The sequence below is a fragment of the Methylobacterium sp. NPDC097929 genome (assembly GCF_049543375.1).
Classification (GTDB): domain Bacteria; phylum Pseudomonadota; class Alphaproteobacteria; order Rhizobiales; family Beijerinckiaceae; genus Methylobacterium.
The window spans coordinates 17,904-39,711 of record NZ_JBMVEP010000023.1; the positions used below are offsets into that span (position 1 = coordinate 17,904).

At 71.2% G+C, this 21,808-nt stretch carries 15 protein-coding genes and 1 pseudogene; 10 read left to right on the forward strand and 6 right to left on the reverse strand.

The genetic code is table 11. The features are described 5' to 3' along the window. The first annotated feature begins 306 nt into the window (after positions 1-306). On the forward strand, positions 307-1,113 hold the full coding sequence (locus ACPCJR_RS25490) for a Crp/Fnr family transcriptional regulator (RefSeq protein ID WP_012452090.1): 807 nt from the start codon (positions 307-309) through the stop codon (positions 1,111-1,113). A 10-nt stretch (positions 1,114-1,123) separates the two neighbouring features. Here the strand turns inward: ACPCJR_RS25490 and ACPCJR_RS25495 are convergent, their stop codons facing one another. Together ACPCJR_RS25495 and ACPCJR_RS25500 are read right to left on the reverse strand one after the other, a co-directional pair. After that, positions 1,124-3,175 carry an ATP-binding protein gene (locus ACPCJR_RS25495; RefSeq protein WP_238231358.1) on the reverse strand — a complete coding sequence of 684 codons (2,052 nt, stop codon included), beginning with the start codon at positions 3,173-3,175 and terminating at the stop codon, positions 1,124-1,126. Next, on the reverse strand, positions 3,172-4,692 hold the full coding sequence (locus ACPCJR_RS25500) for an ATPase domain-containing protein (protein WP_238231360.1): 1,521 nt from the start codon (positions 4,690-4,692) through the stop codon (positions 3,172-3,174). Before ACPCJR_RS25500 ends, ACPCJR_RS25495 begins: the two co-directional genes overlap by 4 nt. A gap of 216 nt (positions 4,693-4,908) precedes the next feature. On the opposite strand from ACPCJR_RS25500, the gene ACPCJR_RS25505 reads away from it, so the two are divergent. Next, positions 4,909-5,121, forward strand: coding sequence for a DUF2945 domain-containing protein (locus ACPCJR_RS25505; RefSeq protein WP_012452093.1), 213 nt, complete (start codon positions 4,909-4,911; stop codon positions 5,119-5,121). A gap of 31 nt (positions 5,122-5,152) precedes the next feature. Here the strand turns inward: ACPCJR_RS25505 and ACPCJR_RS25510 are convergent, their stop codons facing one another. Together ACPCJR_RS25510 and ACPCJR_RS25515 are read right to left on the reverse strand one after the other, a co-directional pair. Continuing rightward, positions 5,153-5,722 carry a cytochrome b gene (locus ACPCJR_RS25510; protein WP_012452094.1) on the reverse strand — a complete coding sequence of 190 codons (570 nt, stop codon included), beginning with the start codon at positions 5,720-5,722 and terminating at the stop codon, positions 5,153-5,155. After that, entirely contained in the window at positions 5,719-6,867 is a 1,149-nt protein-coding gene (locus ACPCJR_RS25515; protein WP_012452095.1) for an acyl-CoA dehydrogenase family protein, read from the reverse strand. Before ACPCJR_RS25515 ends, ACPCJR_RS25510 begins: the two co-directional genes overlap by 4 nt. Before the next feature lie 259 nt (positions 6,868-7,126). Between ACPCJR_RS25515 and ACPCJR_RS25520 the strand changes: the two genes are divergently transcribed. The 5 genes from ACPCJR_RS25520 to ACPCJR_RS25540 all read left to right on the forward strand — a co-directional run bounded on the left by ACPCJR_RS25520 (position 7,127) and on the right by ACPCJR_RS25540 (position 12,559). Further along, the gene (locus ACPCJR_RS25520) at positions 7,127-7,639 is read left to right on the forward strand and encodes a DUF892 family protein (protein ID WP_012452096.1); all 513 of its coding nucleotides are present in this window, start codon (positions 7,127-7,129) and stop codon (positions 7,637-7,639) included. Between the two features lie 12 nt (positions 7,640-7,651). Further along, on the forward strand, positions 7,652-7,843 hold the full coding sequence (locus ACPCJR_RS25525; protein ID WP_012452097.1) for a hypothetical protein: 192 nt from the start codon (positions 7,652-7,654) through the stop codon (positions 7,841-7,843). 141 nt (positions 7,844-7,984) lie between these two features. Continuing rightward, on the forward strand, positions 7,985-10,372 hold the full coding sequence (locus tag ACPCJR_RS25530; RefSeq protein WP_238231362.1) for a bifunctional diguanylate cyclase/phosphodiesterase: 2,388 nt from the start codon (positions 7,985-7,987) through the stop codon (positions 10,370-10,372). A gap of 73 nt (positions 10,373-10,445) precedes the next feature. Next, positions 10,446-10,820, forward strand: a complete 375-nt coding sequence (locus tag ACPCJR_RS25535; protein WP_012452099.1) for a hypothetical protein — start codon at positions 10,446-10,448, stop codon at positions 10,818-10,820. Further along, positions 10,817-12,559, forward strand: coding sequence for a methyl-accepting chemotaxis protein (locus tag ACPCJR_RS25540; protein ID WP_238231366.1), 1,743 nt, complete (start codon positions 10,817-10,819; stop codon positions 12,557-12,559). Before ACPCJR_RS25535 ends, ACPCJR_RS25540 begins: the two co-directional genes overlap by 4 nt. 38 nt (positions 12,560-12,597) lie before the next feature. On the opposite strand, the gene ACPCJR_RS25545 is transcribed toward ACPCJR_RS25540, so the two are convergent. Beyond that, positions 12,598-14,892, reverse strand: coding sequence for a PAS domain-containing protein (locus ACPCJR_RS25545; RefSeq protein ID WP_306308046.1), 2,295 nt, complete (start codon positions 14,890-14,892; stop codon positions 12,598-12,600). Between the two features lie 563 nt (positions 14,893-15,455). Here ACPCJR_RS25545 and ACPCJR_RS25550 point away from each other — a divergent pair. The 3 genes and pseudogenes from ACPCJR_RS25550 to ACPCJR_RS25560 all read left to right on the forward strand — a co-directional run bounded on the left by ACPCJR_RS25550 (position 15,456) and on the right by ACPCJR_RS25560 (position 20,772). Continuing rightward, positions 15,456-16,559 carry a YihY/virulence factor BrkB family protein gene (locus ACPCJR_RS25550; RefSeq protein WP_373320014.1) on the forward strand — a complete coding sequence of 368 codons (1,104 nt, stop codon included), beginning with the start codon at positions 15,456-15,458 and terminating at the stop codon, positions 16,557-16,559. 67 nt (positions 16,560-16,626) lie between these two features. Then, a pseudogene (locus tag ACPCJR_RS25555) lies at positions 16,627-18,324 on the forward strand (PAS domain S-box protein); the annotation flags it as partial. A 48-nt stretch (positions 18,325-18,372) separates the two neighbouring features. Further along, on the forward strand, positions 18,373-20,772 hold the full coding sequence (locus ACPCJR_RS25560) for a PAS domain-containing protein (RefSeq protein ID WP_373324160.1): 2,400 nt from the start codon (positions 18,373-18,375) through the stop codon (positions 20,770-20,772). Positions 20,773-20,825: 53 nt separating this feature from the next. On the opposite strand, the gene ACPCJR_RS25565 is transcribed toward ACPCJR_RS25560, so the two are convergent. Further along, positions 20,826-21,695, reverse strand: coding sequence for an ATP-binding protein (locus ACPCJR_RS25565; RefSeq protein WP_283207441.1), 870 nt, complete (start codon positions 21,693-21,695; stop codon positions 20,826-20,828). Positions 21,696-21,808: the final 113 nt, after the last annotated feature.

The following is a 21,808-nucleotide window of genomic DNA, read 5'->3' on the forward strand; positions in this document are numbered from 1 at the left end:
CAAATTGACGAACGTCTCCGAGCCTGCGACGAGAGCCGCGTCCGCCGTGGGATAAAGGCTTGGCGCCATCGGGACTCGCGCAACTCACGGCTAGTGATAGGCAGTCGATCTGAGCGGGTCGCATGCCCTGAACGGCCTCGTTTCCTTGGTTCCACGTGCGTAGGAACCTGACGGCCCAGGTGTATTGACCACCTACATCTGGTGCGAGGCGCCGCCGGAGCGCCGCGAGACGTATGTGCTGGTGCCGAAGGCCTTCGTCCGCTCTAGTTCACTCGTGGGGCACAAGCCCCACGGGGCGCCGAATCGATGCCAGACCACAATCCGCTGCTGAGGAAGCTCGCCGCCCTGTCGCCGTTATCGGACGAGGACCGACGCCACTTGGCGCAGGTCGCCGCCCACCCCGTCGCGGTCCCCGCCAGGACGGACTTGATCCGCGAGGGTGACACGCCGCGGGGCGTGTTCCTCGTCCTCGAAGGCATGGCTTGCCGCTACAAGATCCTGCCGGACGGAACCCGGCAGGTGCTCGCCTTCCTCATCCCTGGCGACTTGTGCGACTTAGACGTCTCCTTGCTCAACGCGATGGACCACGCCATCGGCACGCTGTCCCCCTGTTGCGTGGCGCACATCCCGACCCGGACGGTGGGGGACCTGCTCGACGGCCATCCCGGCATCGCCCGGGCCATGCGCCTCGCTGCCCTGGTCGAGGCCGCGACGGCGCGGCAGTGGCTCGTGAACGTCGGCCGGCGCTCCTGCGAGCGGCGCCTCGCCCACATCCTGTGCGAGATGCTGGTGCGGCTCCGGTCCGTGGGGCTGGCCTCCGACGTGGGGTACGACCTCCTACTCACGCAGGTCGACCTCGCCGACGCGACCGGGATGACGTCCGTCCACGTCAACCGGTCCCTGCAGTCGCTGCGGAAACGGGGGCTGATCGAGATCCGGGGCCGCCGCGTCGTCATCCCGGACTTGGCAGCCCTGGAGGCGGCGGCTGATTTCGACTCGGGATACCTGCACCGCGCTACGCCCGACCCCCGACCGGACCCCGGGCTGCGCGGAACTGCCCTCCCGGACGCCGCCGCCCTCCGGGATGCAGTCCCGCCCGAGGCAAGGGCCTAGCCGTCCGGCGTCAGCGCTCCCCACCCCCGAGCACCAGCCGCAGCGAGCGAGCGAGCTCGTCGCGGCGGTAGGGCTTGTTGAGCACCGGGAGCTCGCCGCGCCCGATGACCTGCCCCTCGTCGAGGTTGGCCACGTAGCCCGAGGTGAGCAGCACCTTGACGCCGGGCCGGAGCCGCTGCGCCTCGACCGCGAGCTGCGACCCGTTCATGCCGCCGGGCATCACCACGTCCGAGAACAGGATGTCGATACGCTTCACACCCGTGAGGTGCCCCAGCGCCTCGGCGGCGTTGCGGGCGACGACGACCCGGTAGCGCAGTTCCTCCAGGCTCTCGGTCGCCATGGCGAGCACCTGCTCGTCGTCCTCGACCAGCAGCACCGTCTCGCCCTCGCCGGCGCGGCGCAACGGGATGGCCGCGGCCGGGCCCGTGCCGACCTCCTCGCCCGCAGGGTCGGCCGAGCGCGGGAAGTACAGGCTCACCGTCGTGCCTGCACCGACCACGGAATCGATGTGAGCGAACCCTCCGGCGCTGCGCGTGAAGCCGTAGACCTGGCTCAATCCGAGCCCGGTGCCCTTGCCCACTTCCTTGGTGGTGAAGAACGGCTCGAACACGCGCTGGAGCTTGTCGGGCGGGATGCCGCTCCCGGTGTCGGTCACCGAGACCACGATGTAGGGCCCGGGCGGCACGCCCCTGTCGGCGACGGCCGCCGTGTCGAGGCGGGCGTTGCGGCTCGTCATTGCGATGCGGGCGTGCCCGTCCCGCCCCTCCATCGCGTCGCGCGCGTTCACGATCAGGTTCAGCACCGCCGCCTCGAACTGCGCCGGGTCGATGCGGATCGGATCGAGGGCCGGGTCGAGGTCGAAGGCGAGCTCGACGGCCCCGCCCGCCGCGCGCTCGGCCAGCGGCTTGAAGTCGAGCAGCAGCCGGTTCGGGTTGAGGGTCTGGGGCCGCAGCATCTGCCGGCGCGAGAAGGCCAGGAGCTGCTGGGTCAGCTGCTCGCCGCGACGGGCCGCCCCCATGGCCGCCTCGGCCAGGCGCTTGACGCGGTCGACCTGCTCGGGCCGGCGCAGCATCATGTCGAGGCCGCCGACGATGACGGTGAGCAGGTTGTTGAAGTCGTGCGCCACGCCGCCGGTCAACTGACCGATGGCCTCCATCTTCTGGGCCTGGCGCAGCGCCTCCTCGGTGAGCCGCTGGTCGCTCCGATCCATCAGGATGCCGGCGATGCGCAAGGGCGCGCCGGAGGCGTCGCGCTTGATCCGGCCCTGCAGGGCGATCCACCGGATGGCCCCGTCGACGCGCCGGACGCGGCATTCGAGGTCGAGCGCGTTGGTCTCCAAGGTCGCCGCGAAAGCGCGCTCGGCGATGCCGCGGTCCTCCTCGACGATGTGGTCGAGGAGGACCTGCCGGTCCCAGGCGGGCCCTTCACCCGCGTAGCCGAAGACGGCGTCGTAGCGCGGCGAGCGACGCGAAACTCCGGTGACGTAGTCGAGGTCCCACGAGGCCATGCCGGCGGCGTCGAGCGCGAAGGCCAGGGTCTCGTGAGCGGCCTCGACCTCGCGCGTCCGCTCGGCCACGCGCCGCTCCAGGTCCTCGTTGGAGCGTCGGAGCTGCTCCTGGGCGCGCTCGCGTTCCAGGAGGTACTCGCGGGCCTGGTACTGGCGGCGGCGCGCCCGCAGGGCCGAGGCCGCGGCGCTCGCCAGCGTCTCGGCGTTCACCGGGCGCTCCAGCAGGACGACGTTGCCGAGCCGTGCGAGCAGGCGCGCGGCGCGCTCCGGGCGGCGCCCGGCCTGGCGCGTCGCCAGCACGATGAAGGGGAAGTCCGACCACGCCGGCTGAGCGTCCAGCCAAGCGAACAGGGCATCCAGGTCGCCGTCCAGCGCCTCCTCGGTGACGAGCGCCGCGCCGGCGCCGGCAGCCAACCCGTCCAGCAACGCCGCCATGTCCGGGCACGGCTCGGTCCCCGTGCCCGCCTGGGCGAGCACCTGCCCCGTGACGGCAGCGTCGCGTCCGCGCGGCGCGAGGATGAGGACGCGCTCCTCGTCCGCGATGGAAACGCTCACGCCTCGTCGCCCGGAACCGCCTGGCCCGTCAGCATCGCGACCTCGCCCCGGTAGGCCGGCAGGCCGGTGAGCACGCCTTCGAAGTCGGAGAGCGCCTTGCCGACCTGCATGCCGCCCCCGGAGAAGCGCAACTCGCGGATGGTGCGCTCGTGCGCGTTGACCCGGCTTTTCACCACCGAGAGCGCCGTGCGGATCTGACCCTTGGCCTCGAAGAAGCGGAACAGCAGGATGCAGTCGCTCAGGTAGCTCAGGTCGACGTCCGTGCGGACCTCGCCAATGACCCCGTGCTGGCCGAGCACCAGCAGCGTGGTGACACCCTGCTGGTTCAGGTAGCTCAGGAGTTCGTGCATCTGCAGGATGAGGTACTCCTCGCCCGGCATCGCGTGCAGGTAGGCGTTCAAGCTGTCGATGACCACGAAGGCCGACCCGCGCTCCTCGACCGCATGCCTGGCCATCGTCGCGAACTCGCCCGGCGAGACCTCGGCCGGGTCGATCTGCGTGATGGTCAGCCGGCCGGCCTCGACGTGCGGCCGCAGGTCCATGCCCAGCGTGGCGCAGCGGGCCATCAGCGTCGCCAGCCCCTCGTCGAACAGGTAGTAGGTCGCGCTCTCGCCGCGCTCCAGCGCCGCCACCATGAAGCGGACCGCGGTGGTTGTCTTGCCGACGCCCGAGGGCCCGAGCAGCAGGGTGTTGGTCCCGGGCACGAGGCCGCCGCCGAGCAGCAGGTCGAGCTCGGCCGATCCGGTGGACTTGCCCGCCGGGTCGAAGTCGGCGTGGTGCTCGGCCGCCACCAGGCGCGGGAATACCTGGATGCCGCCGGTCTCCAGCACCAAGTCGTGGTAGCCGCCGCGGAACTTGATGCCGCGCATCTTCACGATGCGCAGGCGGCGGCGTTCGGAGCCGTACTCGCGCGGCATCTGGTCCAGCGACACCACCCCGTGGGCGATGCTGTGGAGCTGGACGTCGCCGGTCTCCGAGGTCTTGTCGTCCAGCATCAGCACCGTGCAGGCGCGCTTGGCGAAGAAGCGCTTGAGGGCCAGGATCTGGCGCCGGTAGCGCAGGGGGTTCTGTGCCAGAAGCCGCAGCTCGGACAGGCTGTCGAACACCACCCGGTCGGGTTTGGTCTTGTCGACCCGGGCGATGACCTCGCGCACCGTCTCGCCGAGCTCGATCTCGGACGGGTGCAGGATCGACTGCTCGCCGTCCGGGTCCAGGCCGTCCTCGTCGACGAGTTCGTGGACGTTGATGCCGTCGAGGGCCCAGCCGTGGGTCGCCGCGGCGGCGCGAAGCTCCTCCGTGGTCTCGGACAGGGTGACGTAAAGGGCGCGCTCGCCGCGGGCCATGCCCTCCCGCAGGTACTGCAGCGCCAGCGTCGTCTTGCCGGTCCCAGGCGTGCCCTCCAGCAGGTAGAGCCGGCTTGGCGTCAGGCCCCCGCAGAGCACGTCGTCCAGGCCGGGCACCCCGGTCGAGATCCTCGCCCCCTCCGCGGGGGGCGTGCTGGGCGTCGCGTCGGTCATCGGCTCGGTCGGTCTCTGCGGCGGGGGGGCAGCCCGGCCGGTACGGTAGCGGTCGGCCAAGCCCTTGTCAGCGCCCGCGCCGCCGCATGGTGGGGATCCCGGGAAGCGTAACGCGTCACGGGTGGCGTCCCCCGTTACGCGGCTCCCGCGGAGTCGACCTTCAGACGGAACGAGGGGTCCTCGGCGGCATTGCCTCCTGAACCAGGGAGACGCGCGATGACAGGCAAGAGCCTCAAGGCAGGCGACAAAGTGAAGTGGGACAGCGCCGGCGGTACGACCCAGGGCACGGTCGTCAAGAAGGAGACCGGCACGACCAAGGTGAAGGGCCACACCGCCAAGGCGTCCAAGGCCGAGCCCCAGTACCGCGTGAAAAGTGCTAAGTCCGGCAAGGAGGCCGTGCACAAGGCCGACGAACTCAAGAAGGCGTGACGCGCGTCCGCACCGCCTGGGCGCGACGGCCTCACGTCATCCTGGAGAGCGCGTCCTCACCATTGAACCTGCGATGCAGGAAGGCCATGGCGACGTGGCCGACCAGCACCGCTAGGAGCGTGAAGGCCAGCCAGTGATGGAGCAGGTCGCCTGGAGCGACCATCCAGGCGACCTTGTCGTCGCGTCCGGGCATCAACAGGATGCCGTAGGGCGTGAACGGCTTGCCCGACCCGTACTGCCGCAGCAGCGCGATGCCCGGCACGATGACCATCAGCGCGTAGATGAGAAGGTGGCCGGCCACGGCGGCACGGCCCAGGCGCCCCGGATGCGGCGGGCGCCGGGTTAGGTTCGCCAGTCCCCAGGCCCCGCGCAGCAGCACGAGCGCGAACAGGGTGAAGCCCAGGGTGAAGTGGCTGCCGCCGACCAAACGCGTCACCGCGTTGTCGCCGGTAGCGACGTAGAGCAGGGCGCCGGCGAACTGCCAGGCGAAGAGCGCCGCCATCAGCCAGTGGAAGCCGCGGCTGACGCGGCCGTAGCGCCGCGGCGTGTCGAACCACCCGTCCCCGGCGGGGACCGCGTCGCCGCCACCGGGCATGCTCATGCCGCCGCCCCGTCCCACAGGTCCCCAGCCCTGCCGCCGGCGCGAAGGATCTCCTCGGCGGCCGCGGTGAGGGCCCGGTCCGGTCCGGGCTGGCGCAGGTAGGTGGCGAGGTCGCGCGACAGCCGCTCCAGAGCGTGGGGCCGTAGGAATCCCTGTAGGCCGACCGAGCGCTGGGCCAACTGCAGCACGTCGAGCCCGGCCCGCTCCACGGCGAGCCGCGCCAGGTTGACGAGGGCGACGACGCGCTCAGGCGGCAGGGCGGGATCGGAGACCGCCTGAGCGGCGCGTTCCACCCAGAGCCGGGCTCCCTCAACCGCGATGGCACCCTCGCCGAGGCGGGCGAGCTGGTGCGGGTCGCCGCCGCGGCCGGTCGCCGCGAGATGCCCCCGCCAAACGTCGAACACGGCCTCGATGCCGCCGAGCTGGACCGCCGCGAAGCGCCACGCGCCTCCCGAGAAATCCGGCTGGCGGAAGTAGTCGTCCGGGCCGCCCAGGATGTCCTCCGCCGCCACCGCGATGCCGGCGAAGTCGAGGGTGCCGGTGGCCGACGCGCGCATGCCGTGGGACCGCCACGCCGACAGGTCGGCCCTGGTCCCAGTCTTCAGCGGCACGACCAGCATCAGGGTCCCGCTCCCACCCGGGCCCCGGCTCGTCACCAAGGCACGGGTGACGTAGCCCGCGCCCGAGGCGAAGGTCTTCACGCCGGCCAGCCGTAGGCCGCCGGCGCCGTCCTCCAGGGTAAGGCCGCCTTCGGGAGGCTCGGTGTTCCAGACGCCGAACAGGTGGCCGTCGCGGGCGTCGGCGAACAGCCGTTCCCGCTGCTCGGGCCCGCCGTAGAGGGCGACGAGTTGCAGCGCGTTGACGTGCCCCTCGTAGAGGCGCCCGAGCGCCAGGCTGCCGTAGCCCACCAGCCGCAGCACCGCGGCAAGCCTGCGGGCGCCCGGCTCCTCACCCAGGCCGGCGCCCCCAGCCATGGACGGGACCGGCGCCGCGAGCAGCCCCAGGCGGGCGAGGTCGGCGACGTCCTCGGCCGGGAAGCCCTGGTCGCGGTCCTGGTCGGCGGCCCGCATGGCCGCCGTCGCCGCCACCTGCCGGGCGGCCGCGACCGCATCGTAGGCAAGGGCCAGCGGGGTTACCTGGTCCATGTTAGTTTGCTCCCCCTGAAGTTACGGCGGAGCTAAGCCCGTCCGGGTGCGTCGATCCTGACATGAGGCACACCTCGGCCGTAGGGCGACATATGGTCGTCGGACCGAAAGCTCGTGCATCGGGGTGGCTGGGCCCGTGTCAAACAGTCTGCCTGAGGAACAGGCTTGGCGCGGCGCTTCCGCCGCAGGGGTGCCCAGGAACGGCGCCATCCTGCCCACGTTGGCCGGCGAACCCACACCGACGAGGAGCCACGAAGGCATGGCCAGCACGGACATCGGCACGATCTACGCGGGCGCGCTGCGCAACACGCGCGCCCTGGAGCGGCAGGGCCTGGAGCAGATGGAGCGCCAACTCTCAGGCCTTGAGCGCTACCCGGACTACGCCGCGGTCCTGCGTCGTCACGTCGAGACCACGAAGGGGCAGATCGCCCGCCTCGACCAGGCGCTGGAGGCCGTCGGGGAGAGCGCCTCGACCCTGAAGGAGACCGCGACCAGCGTCGCCGGCACCATCGGCGCGGCCGTGCACGCCGTGGCGCAGGACGAGACCCTGAAGAACCTCTACGCGGGCTACGCCTACCAGTACGACCAGGTCGCCGCCTACCGCTCGCTCGCTGTCATCGCGGAACGAGCGGGCGAGTCCGACAAGGTCGCTGGCTTCCGCGCGGCAGTCGACGAGGAGACGAAGGCCGCCGAGGAGATCTCAGGGTTGATCGAGCCGGTCACCAAGACCTACCTCGACCTGACGCTCAGCGGTGCGAAGGCGGATAGCTGAGGGGCGGGCGCCATGGACGACCCCATGCCGGTCGCCGTCACCGTAGAGGCGTGCGGGGACAGCCACGAGCGCTTCCGCTGGCACCTGACCGACGCGGATGGCGTGTCCATCTGCGTCTCGCCCGAACCCTTCGCTACGGCGGAGGACGCCGGAGCGGCCGGGCAGGAGGCGCTCGCTGCGTTCGGGGCGGTCGCCGGGGCCTGAGCGCGGGCGAGCCCCGCGGCGGCACGCCGCATCTGCTCACCAGCGTTTCGCCTGTGGATTCGCGCGTCCGTCGCGCTCCATTAAATCGGTCTCAACGGCCTTCGCCCAAGGTGGGGATTCGAACCTACCCGGGGCCGTCCCATGCTCACCGTCGTCGGTTGTCTGGTCCAATCCCACGACCTCCGCCTCGTCGCCCTCGCGGCCGCCACCTGCGCGCTCGCCGCGCTCACCACGGTCTGCATCGTCAGCCACGCCCGCAGGGCGGAGGGCTGGGCGCAAGGCGGCTGGCTCGCCGTCGCGGCGGCGGCGGGCGGCTCGGGCATCTGGGCGACCCACTTTATCGCCATGCTCGCCTTCGCGCCCGGCGTGCCGAGCGGCTACGATGTCGTTCTCACCGGCTTCTCGCTGGTCATCGCCGTCGCGCTCGCCGGCTCCGGCCTCTCGCTCGCCGTCCTCGTCGGCGGGCGCGCCGCGGCCTGGGCCGGCGGCGCGGTCCTCGGCCTCGGCATCGCGGCGATGCACTACACCGGAATGGCCGCCTACGATGTCGCCGGCCAGAAGGCGTGGGACCCGACCACGGTCGGCGTCTCGCTCGCCCTGGGAGGCATCCTCGGCGGCGCGGCGCTCGCGGCCCAGGTCGGCGCCCGCGGGCTCGCCCGCCAGTTGCCCGCCGCCCTCCTGCTGCTGCTGGCCATCTGCAGCCACCACTTCACTGCGATGGGCGCCGTCACCGTCACGCCCGACCCGACGCTCGCGGTGTCGGCATCCGCCGTCCCGAATGCTTGGCTTGCGGTGGCCGTGGCGCTCGCGAGCTTCGCCATCCTGCTGCTGGCCGGCGCCGCGCACGCCCTCGACGTGCGTGACCGTCGTCACGCCAAGCTGGAGGCGGAGCGCCTGCACAGCCTCGCCAACGCCGCCGTCGAGGGGCTCGTCGTCTGCACCGGCGACACCGTGGTGAGCGCCAACCGGAGCTTCGCCAAGCTCGTCGGCCTGCCGCAGGGCGCGCTCGTGGGGACGGCCCTGTCGGCGTACCTGCCGGGCGACGCGGCCCGGCTCGCCCTGGCCGGCCAGCCCGACCGCCCGGTCGAGGCCGAGCTCCGCCAGGCCGACGGCACGCTCGTGCCGGTCGAGGTCATCATGCAGCCGGTGGAGCACGCCGGCCGTCCGCACTACGCGGTGGCCGTGCGCGACCTCCGCGCCCGGCGCCAGGCAGAGAGCCAGATCCAGTTCCTCGCCCACCATGATGCCCTCACGGGACTGGCCAACCGCGCGAGCTTCGGCAAGCGCCTCGACCAGGAGATGCGCGCCGCCGACGCGGGCGGGCGCAAGCTCGCGGTGCTGTGCCTCGACCTCGACCGTTTCAAGGAGGTCAACGACCTGTTCGGCCACGCCGCCGGCGACGCCATGCTGGAGAGCGTCGCCCGCATCGTCTCGGCCGAACTCGACGACGCGCAGATGGTGGCCCGCCTGGGCGGCGACGAGTTCGCGGTGCTGGCGCCCTGCGACGGGCCCTCCGAGGCCGGCCGCCTCGCCGAGCGCATCTTGGAGGCGCTGCGCGCAGGGAAGGCGGGGGGCAACGGCCCGCAGGTCGCCACCAGCATCGGCATCGCCCTGTACCCGGACGACGCGCAGGAGCGGGCCGCCCTCCTCAGCTACGCCGACACCGCCCTCTACCGCGCCAAGTCGGAAGAGCGCGGCACCTACCGCTTCTTCGAGGCGAAGATGGGCGTTGAGGTGCGCGAGCGCCGACTGCTGGAGCACGACCTGCGCCATGCCGTGGCCCGCGGCGAGATGCACCTCGTCTACCAGCCCCAGACCGACGTCGGCACGGGCGCCGTCATCGGCTTCGAGGCGCTGCTGCGCTGGAAGCACCCGGAGCGGGGCTACGTCTCGCCCGCCCTGTTCATCCCCATCGCCGAGGAGAGCGACGCCATCCTGCAGATCGGCGAGTGGGTGCTGCGCGAGGCCTGCCGGGAGGCCGCGAGCTGGACGCAGCCCCTGTCCATCGCGGTCAACGTCTCGGCGGTGCAGATCCACAGCCCCCACTTCGTCGGCCTCGTGCACGAGGTGCTGCTCAGGACCGGGCTGGCCCCGCACCGGCTTGAGGTCGAGGTCACCGAGACGGCGCTGATCAGCGACCCGAACCGGGCGCTCCTGACCCTCCGGCAGTTGAAATCGCTCGGCCTGCGCGTCGCCATGGACGACTTCGGCACCGGCTACTCGTCCCTGTCGAACCTGCGCTCGTTCCCGTTCGACAAGATCAAGGTCGACGGCTCGTTCGTGCGCTCCGTCGACAGCAACGAGCAGACGGCGGCCATCGTGCGCTCGGTCCTGGGCCTCGGCCGCGGCCTCGGGCTGCCGGTCCTGGCCGAGGGCGTCGAGACGGAGGCCGAGCTCGGCTTCCTCGCCGCCGAGCAGTGCCACGCCGCGCAGGGCTACCTGATGGGCCGCCCGTCACCCATCGCGCAGTTCGCCAGGCATACGCATGGCACGATTCCCGTCACCTCCGATGACCGCAAACGCGCCTGAGACAGTCGGGGAAGGGGCAAGCGTCAACCTCGCCCGTGAACGGATGTCGGATCGGCAGGGATGGAGGCGGAGGATGAGGGGGCGAACGGCAGTTACTCCATCACCGGCCCTCTCGTCGCTCCGGGCCGCCGCCGTGACCTGCGCCCTGATCGTCGGCTGCGGCCTCGCCCCGGTCGCCCTCACGCTCGCGCCACGCCCCGGCGAGCCCGTGGCCGTCATCACCCTCTTCCCGGACGCACCGGTCCCTAAGGCCGTCACAGCCTCGGGCGCACCCATCCTGTGGCTCTCCGCCGGCGGGCACGTCGCGGTGCTCTACGCCCCCGGGCGCGACGTCGCCGCACACCTGCGCCGGGCCGGTGCCCTCCTCGTCCTCGCCGCCGGGCCCCTGGGCACCTGCCTTCCGGGCTACCGGCCCTCCGCCAACCTCACCGGACCGTCCACGCCATGACCGAAAGCAGCCTCGACCGCCTCCGCCTCGCCTTCCTGCCGGTCATGCTGGGCGCTCTCGGCGTCCTCGCCGCCATCGTCACGACGCTCGCCTGGTGGCGGGACGTCATGCCCGTGCCCGTGACGGTCCTCGCGGTCCTCCTACCCGGCGCGGCCCTCGCCGCCGCCCGCCAGCACGGGGCGACGGCCATCACGCGCCACCTCTCCTCGGCTTCCCTGATGATGCTGGTCGGCCTGCTGGTCCTAGCCTCCTCGGGCACGCACCTCCAGATCGACGTGCATATGGTCTTCTTCGCCGCCCTCGCGGTTGCGGCGGGCTGGTGCTGCTGGTCCTCCATCCTCGTGGCGGCCGGCGTCGTCGCCGTCCACCACCTCGCGCTGAACGTGCTCTACCCGGCCGCCGTATTCCCGAACGGGGCCGAGTACCTGCGTGTCGTGCTGCATGCCGTCGTCCTCGTCACCGAGGCCGCCGCCCTGGTGCTGGCTGCCCGCCAGCTCGCCAAGGCGCTGGCCTCCGCGGAGGCGGCCACCCGGCAGGCCGCCGACAGCGTGCTGGCGCAGCGCCGCGCCGAGGCGGCGGCCGGCCAGGACCGTAACCTGGAGGCCCACCGCCAGCGCCGGCTCGGCGAGGTCGTCGCCGAGTTCCGCGACGCCCTGGTCGAGATCGAGCATAAGGTCGAGCGCGAGACCGGCGGCATGCGCGAGACCGCGCTCGCCCTCAGCGGCGTCGCCGAGCGGTCCAGCCGTCAGGCCGCCGCGTCGGAGGCCACGGCGTCGGCGACGGCTCAGAACGTGCTCTCCGTGTCCGCGGGCGCCGAGGAACTCAGCGCCTCCATCTCGGACATCGCCGGCCAGACCGAGCGGGCGCGCGAGTTCATCGCGCACATGACCGAGATCGCGCGGACTACGAACGACGAGGTCGAGCAGCTCGCGGTCGTGGCCGACCGCATCGGCACCGTCATGGGCCTGATCAAGTCGGTGGCCGACCAGACCAACCTCCTGGCGCTCAACGCCACCATCGAGGCTGCGCGCGCCGGCGCCGCCGGCCGCGGCTTCGCGGTGGTCGCCTCGGAGGTGAAGGCGCTGTCGGGCCAGACCATGAGGGCGGCCGACGAGATCGTGTCCCAGGTCGAGGCCATCCAGGCCTCGACGCGGCGGACCGTCGGCTCCGTCCACGCGATGGCCTCCGCCACCCAGGAGGTGAACGCGCTGACGACGTCCATCGCCGTGTCGGTGGACCAGCAGCGGGCGGCCACGCAGGAGATTTCCCGCACGGTGGCGCAGGTCGCCGAAGGCAGTTCGGAGGCGCACGCCGGCGCGGTGTCGGTCTCGCGGGCCACACAGGAGACGCGGCGCCATGCCGACGGCGCCCTGTCCGCGTCCGAATCCCTCAAGGTGGTCGCGGCGGACCTCGCGGCGTCCGTGGGCCTGTTCGTACAACGGGTCACGACGGACCTGGAGGAGCGCCGCGGCAACGTGCGCGTCGCGGTCGACGAGGCGGGCTTCCTGCACGTGGGCGGCCGACGGCACCCGGTGCGCCTCGTCGAGGTGTCCTCCCACGGCGCCCGCATCGCCGGCGGCCCGCTCCTCGCGCCCGGCGACAAGGTCGAGTTCGAGACCGCCGGCGGGGCCCGCATGCCGGCGACAATTGCCTGGGGCGAAGGAGGGGCGGCGGGCCTCGACGTGCGCGTCGGCCTCCGCCACCCGGCCCTCGGCGGGGCAACCGGCTTGGCGGCCTGAGCCGAGGCGCGCGTCCCTCGGCGAGCTCGGCGGACCCGTCAGGACCGTCGGCCGGTGACCCGCTGCAGCGCCCGCGCGACCTGTTCGGCCGAGTAGGGCTTGCGCACGAGTTCGAACCCATGGGCGTCGTCGCGGGCCAGCACGTCGCTATAGCCGGTCGTCAGGACGACCGGCAGCCTCGGGTGGTCCTTCCGGAGCCGGCGAGCGAGTTCGACGCCGCCGATGCCGGGCATCACCACGTCCGAGAACACCGCGTCGAAGCGGAACGGCACACGCTCCATCTCCGCGAGCGCGGCCTCCGCGTTGTGCGCCCAGACCGTGGCGTGGTCGAGATCCTCCAGGAGCTGCGTGCAGAAGCGCCCGACGTCGAGGTTGTCCTCCACGACCAGCACGCACAGAGGCCGCCCCACCTCCTGCTCGTCGGCTTCCTCCTCGCCGGCCTCAGATCCTTCCTGCGGCGGGTCGACATGAGGCAGGTACAGCGAGAACGTCGCGCCGCGCCCCACCTCGCTCGCCACGTCCACGTCGCCGCCCGACTGCTTGGCGAAGCCGATGACCTGGCTCAGGCCGAGCCCCGTGCCCTTGCCGACCTCCTTGGTCGTGAAGAACGGCTCGAAGATGCGCGCCAGGAGCTCTGGCACGATGCCGACACCCTCGTCCGAGACCGACACCACCGCGAAGGGCCCAGGTGCGCCGGCGTGCCCACGGATCGAGGGCAACGCCTCGCCACAGGTGAGCCGGAGCGTCAGCGTGCCCTCACCGTCCATGGTGTCCCGGGCGTTCACTGCGAGATTCACCAGCGCCGTCTCGAACTGGCTCGTGTCAGCCCGCACGTGGCATGGCCCTTCCGTCACCTCGGTCACGATGCGGATGCGCGCGCCGGTAACGGAGTTCAGCATCTCCGAGATGCCCCGCACGCGCTCCCGCAGGTCGAACACCTCGGGTTTCAGCGCCTGCCGCCGTGCGAAGGACAGTCGCTGGCTCGTCAGCTTGGCGGCGCGGTCGACCGTGTCCGCCACCGCCTCTAGGTAGCGGGTTCGGCGCTCCTCGGCGAGGTTCGGACGGCGCAGGAACTCGACCGACGAGCGGATGATGGTGAGCAGGTTGTTGAAGTCGTGCGCGACGCCTCCGGTCAACTGCCCGACGGCCTTCATCTTCTGCGCGTGGCGCAGCGCCTCCTCGGCACGGGCGAGCTGCTCCTGGCCGCGCAGCCGCTCGGTGGCGTCGGTGCCGTATTGGAAGGCACCGACCCTCATGCCAGCGCCGTCCCGCAGCGTGGTGAACCTCAGCTCGTAGCAGCGCCGCCTCCGGGCCGGGTCGCCGAACTCGCCGGCGAGCGTGAACTCCTCCCCCGACAGCGCGCGTGCCCATACCTCGCGGGACGCGGCCTGATGCTCGGGCTTGTGCGCAAGCAGATCAATCAGGTTGTCGCCCGCCCGCGGCCGGACCCCGTAGATCGCCTCGAACTCGTCCGCGCAGGCGCCGTTGATGGCCAGCACCCGGAAATCCATGTCGAGGGCGTTCACCAAGGCGTCGGTCGTCTCGAACACGTCGGCCCAGAGCTTGCGCTGGGCGAGCGCCTCGACGACGCGCTGCTCCAGCGTCTCGTTCATCTCGCGCAAGCGCTCCTCGGCGAGCTTGCGGTCGTGGATGTCCTCGACGACGCCGTACCAGCGGACGATGCCGCCGCCCTCGTTCCGGCGCGGCCGGGCCTGGGCCCGCATCCAGCGGTACTCGCCTGTAGTCGCCACGCGGATGCGATAGTCGATGTCCACCGGTTCGCCGGATGTCAGAGCCGCCGAGAAGGCCGTCATGGTCCACGGCACGTCGTCGGGGTGGAGTGATCTCGCCCAGCCGGAGCCGTCCGGCTCACCCGCGGCTTGGCCCGTCAGTTCGAGCCAGCGATTCGAGTATGAGGTGATGTTGCCGTCCGGGTCGCAGGTCCAGGGTACCTGCGGGTTGAGCTCGACCGTATGCCGATAATGGTCCTCGCTCTCGCGTAAGCGCGCCTCGCCCAGCACCCGGTTCGTGGTCTCGGCGGTGACGCAGAACAGGCCGTTGACGGCTCCGGACTCGTCGAGGACGGGCGAGTATGTGAAGGACCACCAGCTCCGCTCGGGCTCGCCCTGGCGCGAGAGGTCGAGCATGACGTCGGTCAGGATCTGGCTCTCGCCCGCCAGGGTGGCGTCGACCAGCGGCCCGATCTCGTCCCAAATGCTGGCCCAGACCTCGCGGAAGGGGCACCCCAGCGCCGTGTCCAGCCGGTAGCCGAGGATCGGCCGGTAGGCGTCGTTGTAGAAGCAGAGCAGGTCCGGCCCCCAGGCGAGGAACATCGCCGTGGGGGAGGGACAGCATCAGCGAGACCGTATTGCGGAGTGCTGGGGGCCAGCCCTCCGGCGGGCCGAGCGAGGTTTCGGACCAATCGCGGGAGCGGATCTCGGCGTCGGTCAGTCCACCGGTGGGCAGGAACGAGAAGGCGTCAGCCATGCCGCGCACGGCCCCGCATCCCGGCGCCTCCGCAACGCGACGGAGAGGCGCTCGTGGTACTGGGACGGACCAGGGCGGCCGAGGGCATCGCGCAACGGGGAAGCCAGCGTGGCATCGTGGTGGCATTACCTCTCGGTCGGGCGCCGGCTGGCGTCCTGGCCTGCCACGCTTGTTCGGTCCGCCCCGCTAGATAGTGCGGACGCAGGCAAACGACCGCTCCCTCGCAAGGCTGCATCGCCTTGGCTCTCGAAACGCGGCGTCCTCCAGGGCACCAAAGCGTGTCCGTTGCCGTTGTGACGATGCCTCAGGGCCGGCCGTGAGCCCTGCGCCACGGTGAGCCATGTCGGAACAAACTCCCCCTCCGCTTCCTTCCGCCCGGACCGAGCAGTCCTCCTCGATCCTCTGGACCATGTTCCTGGGCGTTGCCCTTGTCGGCTTGGTGGCGCTGCCGAGGCGGCGGGCGGAACCGCTGACGCTTGCGACAGGCACTCAGGATAGCGGCCAAAAGCTCGGGACCGAGGACGGGCCCGTCTCGCACGAGGGCGCCGCGGCCGAGCGCGTTGCGGAGGCCGAACCGGGGCGCGGGCGGCAGGCGGACACACCCTCCGAAATCCCGGCCAAGGGGTGGAAGGACATCGCGCTCCGCCTCTACCAGGAGTTCGGCAACGACCGCATACTCCTGGTCGCGGCCGGCGTGACCTTCTACGCCATCCTGGCGCTGTTCCCGGCCGTCGCGGCGCTCGTCTCCATCTACGGCGCGGTCGCGGACCCGAGTACGATCAGCACCCATCTGAATGAGTTGCGCGGCATCCTGCCGGACGGCGCCATCGACATCGTCGGCGGGCAGGTGAAGCGTCTGGTCGACAAAGGCGACGCGGCGCTCGGGCTCACCGCCCTCGTCAGCATCCTGCTCTCGCTTTGGAGCGCCAACGGGGGGATGAAGGCGATCTTCGACGCGCTCAATATCGCCTACGAGGAGGAGGAGAAGCGCTCGTTCCTCATGCTGAACCTGCAGTCGCTCGCGTTCACGGCCGGCGCGCTGCTGTTCGTCGTGCTGGCGCTGACCGGCATCGTGGTGGTGCCGGCCGCGCTCCAGGTGCTCGGGCTGGACCAGAAGGCCTGGTACATCGCCCTGCTGCGCTTCCCCGCCCTGCTCGCCCTTGTCATCGGCACCCTGGCGGTGCTGTACCGGTACGGTCCGAGCCGCCGGAAGCCGAAATGGCGCTGGGTGACCTGGGGCAGCGCGGTGGCCGGCACCCTGTGGCTCGTCGCGTCGGGACTGTTCTCCTGGTACGTGGCCAACTTCGGCAGCTACAACGAGACCTACGGCTCCCTGGGGGCCGCCATCGGCTTCATGACCTGGATCTGGATATCTACGACGGTCGTTCTGCTTGGGGCCGAGCTCAACGCGGAGATGGAGCACCAGACCGCGCGCGACACGACGGTCGGGGACGGCAAGCCGCTTGGCGCACGCCAGGCGCGCATGGCGGATACGGTGGCGGCGTCGGCCTGACGGGTGGCACGCGCGGGCGATTGCGTAGCCACATGCCTCGGCCTACGCCTGGCCTGCCTCAGCGGGCATGGGCACCTATGCTCGCGCGTGTCCGCCTGTGAGCCCCGATTCGCCCATCCCCCGCGCCGAAGCATCCCCATCGACCAATGCCCATGATCCAATTGGCCGCCTCCCGAACCTCCCGTATGCGAGTGTCTCCGATGTCGAACCGCGACGGCTGGGCGGCGTGGTGAGCGGCACGGAGGGCGAGTGCCCGCAAGACCGCTCGTCGCCATCGCAGCCGGTGTCCTACCAGGCGATCTTTGAGAGCGCCGTCGACTTCGCCATCGTCACCACCGACCACGAGGGACGCGTCACTGCCTGGAACCCGGGCGCGGAGCGCATCCTGGGCTGGTCGGCCGAGGAGATGGTCGGGCATTCGGCGGAGACCTTCTTCACGCCCGAGGACCGCGCGGCCGGGCGTCCCGCGGAGGAGGTGCGCCAGACTGCCGAGACCGGGCGGGCAGCCGACGAGCGCTGGCACCTGCGCAAGGACGGCACACGCTTCTGGGCCAGCGGGGAGATGATGCCCCTTCGCTCGCCCGAGGGCGCCGACCTGGGCTTCCTCAAGATCCTGCGCGACCGCACGACGGCCACGGCGAGCGAGGGTGAGACCCGCCGCGTCCGCGACGAGTTGCAGGTCGTCACCGACGCGCTGCCGGTCCTCATCAGCTTCATCGACCACGACCACGTCTACCGCTTCGCGAACAAGCACTACGAGGCCTGGTTCGACCGTCCGGCGAGCGAAATCCTGAACCGGCCGGTGCGCGAGGTCGTCGGCGAGGAGGTCTACCAGGCCAGGTTGCCCTTCATGGCACGGGCGCTCGCCGGCGAGGATATCACCTTCGACGCGCTGATGCCGTACCGTGGCGGCGTGACCCGCCAGTCGGAGATCCGCTACATCCCGCGTCGGACGGAGGGCGGTGTCGTCGACGGCATCTTCGTCATGGTGACCGACATCGCCGAGCGCCAGGCGGCCCAGGCCGACCTACGCGAGGCCGAGGACCGGCTCAGGCTGGCCCTGGAGGGGGCCGGCACCGGCATCTACGACTACGACCTCGTCACCGGCGCGCTCACCTGGGACGCGCGTACCCGCGCCCTGTTCGGGCTGTCGGCCGACGACCCGGTCTCCTACGAGGGCACCTTCCTGCCGGGCGTTCACCCGGACGACCGGGAGCGGGCCGACCGCGCCGTCCAGGCGGCCATCGGCGCACGCGAGGGCTTCGAGCTGGAATACCGCGTGATCGGCAGGCGCGACGGCGTGGAGCGCCTGTTGGCGGCACGCGGTAACACGGTCTTCCGTGACGGACGGCCCGACCGCTTCGTCGGAACGGTTCGCGACATCACCGATGCACGTGCCGCAGAGGCGACCGCGCGCCGCTTGGCGGCCCTCGTCGAGCAGTCGAGCGACTTTATCGGGGTCGCCGACCTCGAAGGCAACGCCGAGTTCGTCAACGAGGGCGGTCGCAAGTTGGTCGGGCTCGCGAGCCTGGAGGAAGCTCGCCGTTACAACCTGATGGACTATTTCGAGCCGGCGGACCGTCCGACGGTGCTGGGGAAGGTCCTTCCGGCCGTTCGCGAGAGCGGCTTCTGGGAGGGCGACCTCGCCTTCCGCAACTTCTCAACCGGCGCCGCAGTACCGGTTCACTACGCCATCTTCCCGGTCCGCGACGCGCACGGTTCCGTCACAGGCTACGGCACCGTCACCCGCGACCTCACGGAGCGCCGCAGGCAGGAATCCTTCCGGGATGCCCTGATCACGTTCGGCGACAGGCTGCAGGCGTGCCGCGACACCGCCGAGATGGCGGCGGTCGGGGCTGAGATCATGGCTCGCACGCTTGGCCTGGATCGGGCCGGGTACGGCACCGTCGACGAGGCGATGGAGCATGTCGAGATCGAGCGGGATTGGACGGCGCCGGGGGTGGCCAGCGTCGCCGGCCGCCACCGCTTCGACGAGTTCGGCGAGGTCCGCGCGGGCCTGGCGCAAGGGCGCGAGGTCGTCATCCACGACGTGACGACCGACCCGCGGACCGCGCGCAACCCGGGCCCGCTCCTGGCCATCGGCGTACGCGCCTTGATCAACGTGCCGGTGTTGGAGCAGGGCCGGATCGTGGCTCTGTTCTTCTTGCACGACCGGCAGGTGCGCGACTGGCGCACCGACAAGCTCGCCTTCATCCGCGACATCGCCGAGCGTACCCGGGCCGCCATCGAGCGCTTCCGCGCCGAGGCGAGCCGGCGCGAGAGCGAGGAGCAGTTCCGGGTCTTCGCCCAGGCCATGCCGAACCACGTCTGGGCGGCGGACGCGAACGGCGCCCTCTACTGGTTCAACGAGCAGGTGCATGCCTACGCCGGCACCTCGGCGGGCGAACTCGACGGAACGGCCTGGGCGTCCATCGTGCATCCGGACGATGTTGGGGCGGCGGGACGCGCCTGGGGGGCCGCGCTGGCCGACGGGACGCATTACGAGACCGAGTTCCGCATTCGGCGCGCGGACGGGGCCTTCCGCTGGTTCCTCGTCCGGGCCGAGCCGATCCACGGTCCCAACGGCGCGGTCGTCCGCTGGATCGGCACGAACACCGACATAGAGGACCGCAAGCAGGCCGCAGCCCAGTTGGAGCGCCTCAACGAGAACCTGGAGCAGCAGGTCGAGGAGCGCACCCGCGACCGCGACCGGATGTGGCGGCTCTCAACCGACGTCATGCTGGTGGCACGCTTCGACGCGACCATCGTGGCGGTGAACCCGGCCTGGACCACGCTATTCGGCTGGAGCGAGGCCGACTTGGTCGGGCGCTCCTTCATGGACCTTGTCCACCCGGACGACGCAGCCTCCACAGCGGCGGCGGCCGGCGACCTCTCGGACGGTTCGGTCATCCCCCGCTTCGAGAACCGCTACCGCCACAAGGACGGCAGCTACCGATGGCTGTCCTGGACCGCCGTGCCGGACGAGAGCTTCATCCACGCGGTCGGACGCGACGTGCAGGCCGAGAGGGAAGCGGCCGCGGCGCTCGCCCTGACCGAGGAGGCGCTGCGCCAAGCTCAGAAGATGGAGGCCGTTGGGCAGCTCACCGGTGGCCTCGCCCACGACTTCAACAACCTACTTACCGGCATTTCGGGCTCGCTCGAACTCCTGCAGACCCGGATGAGCCAGGGCCGGCTGACCGACCTCGACCGCTACATCAACGCCGCGCAGGGCGCCTCGAAGCGGGCGGCGGCCCTGACCCACCGCCTGCTCGCTTTCTCGCGCCGGCAGACGCTCGACCCCAAGCCCACCGACGTGAACGCCCTCGTGCACGGCATGGAGGACCTGATCCGGCGGACCGTGGGCCCGGCGGTCCACATCGAGGTGGTCGGGGCGGCCGGGCTCTGGCCGGCGCTGGTCGATCCGCCCCAACTTGAGAACGCGCTGCTCAACCTCTGCATCAATGCCCGCGATGCGATGCCTGAAGGCGGTCGGATCACCATAGAGACGGCCAACAAGTGGCTCGATGACCGAACGGCGAGGGAGCGTGAACTACCGCCGGGGCAGTACCTGTCGCTCTGCGTCACAGACACCGGCACCGGCATGACGCCCGACGTCATCGCCCGCGCCTTCGACCCCTTCTTCACGACGAAGCCGACGGGTCAGGGCACGGGGCTCGGCCTCTCCATGATCTACGGCTTCGCCCGGCAGTCGGGCGGGCAGGTGCGCATCTACTCGGAGGTGGGCCAAGGCACGACGATGTGCATCTACCTGCCGCGGCACTACGGAGAGGCGGAGGGCGATGACGGCATGCCCGACCTCTCGACCGCGCCCCGGGCCGAGCAGGGAGAGACGGTCCTCATCGTCGACGACGAGCCGAGCATCCGCATGCTTGTCACCGAGGTCCTGGAGGACCTCGGCTACACCGCCATTGAGGCGTCGGATGCTGTCGCCGGCCTGAAGGTGCTTCAGTCGGACGTGCGCATCGACCTGCTGGTCACCGACGTCGGGCTGCCCGGCGGCATGAACGGCCGCCAGATGGCCGACGCCGCGCGGGTGAGCAGGCCGAATCTGAAGGTGCTATTCATCACCGGCTACGCGGAGAACGCTGCGGTCGGCAACGGCCACCTGGAGCCCGGCATGGCAGTGCTGACCAAGCCCTTCGTGATGGAGGCGTTAGCCAGCCGCATCAAGGACCTGATCTCCAACCCGTGACATCGACCATGGCGTTGAGGTCGGTGTGGTCGGTCTGACCAAAGCCTGGCGGTTCAGGCGAGCTGCCCGCCCCCGTCCTCCGCCTCCGCCACCCTGCGGAAAGGCAGAACGCGGCCCGGCCGCTTGGACAGAAGGCGTTCGACCGCTGCCCGGAGTTCGTCGAGCGCGAAGGGCTTGCGCAGCACGGGTACGCCCTCCGAGGGTAGCGCTGCCGCATCAGCGTAGCCCGTCATCATGAGCACGCCAGGCGCGGGGTCGAGCGCCAGCGCCCGCCCAGCAAGCTCGGTTCCCGTCATCCCGGGCATGGCGTAGTCGGTCAGCAGCAGGTCGATGCGGTTTCCCCCGTGCAGCAGCCGCAGGGCCTCCGCGCCGCCGCTTGCCTCGACGACCCCGTAGCCGAGTTCCTCCAGCAAGGTGACGGCGACGGCACGAACCTGGGGATCGTCATCGACGACGAGGATGCGCGTCGCGTCCGTCGCAACTCCACGGCCTTGCGTCCGGTCGGCGTCCGCGCCGGCGACAACCTCGCCCCGGAGGAGATAGATCGATGCCGTGGTGCCCTCACCATGTCGGCTGCGCAACGTAATGGCGCCGCCGAGCTGACGCGCCGTGCCGTAGACCTGCGCAAGCCCAAGACCCGTACCCTTGCCCTGGGGCTTGGTCGTGAAGAAGGGTTCGAACGCGCGGGCGAGGACATCCGGCGACATGCCATCGCCCGTATCGGCGACCGTGAGCACTACGAGATCCCCCGCCGGCACGGTCCCGGGTCGTGGCGCGCCGGCGGGCAGATTCTCGGTCTCGATCCGTATCTCCCCGGCACCCTGCAGGGCGTCGCGCGCGTTCGTCACGAGGTTGAGGACAGCCAGTTCGATCCGGTGCGGGTCGGCCACCGCGGGCCACAGGTCCGCGGCCAGGCGCGTCACGACGGCGGTGCCGCCGCCTTAGAGCCTGTTTGAGGTCCTCCGCCGGCCGTCCCCATCTGTCTCGTGTCACCAATACACGATCCGTCTGGCAGGACGGAGGAGAGAGCAGATGT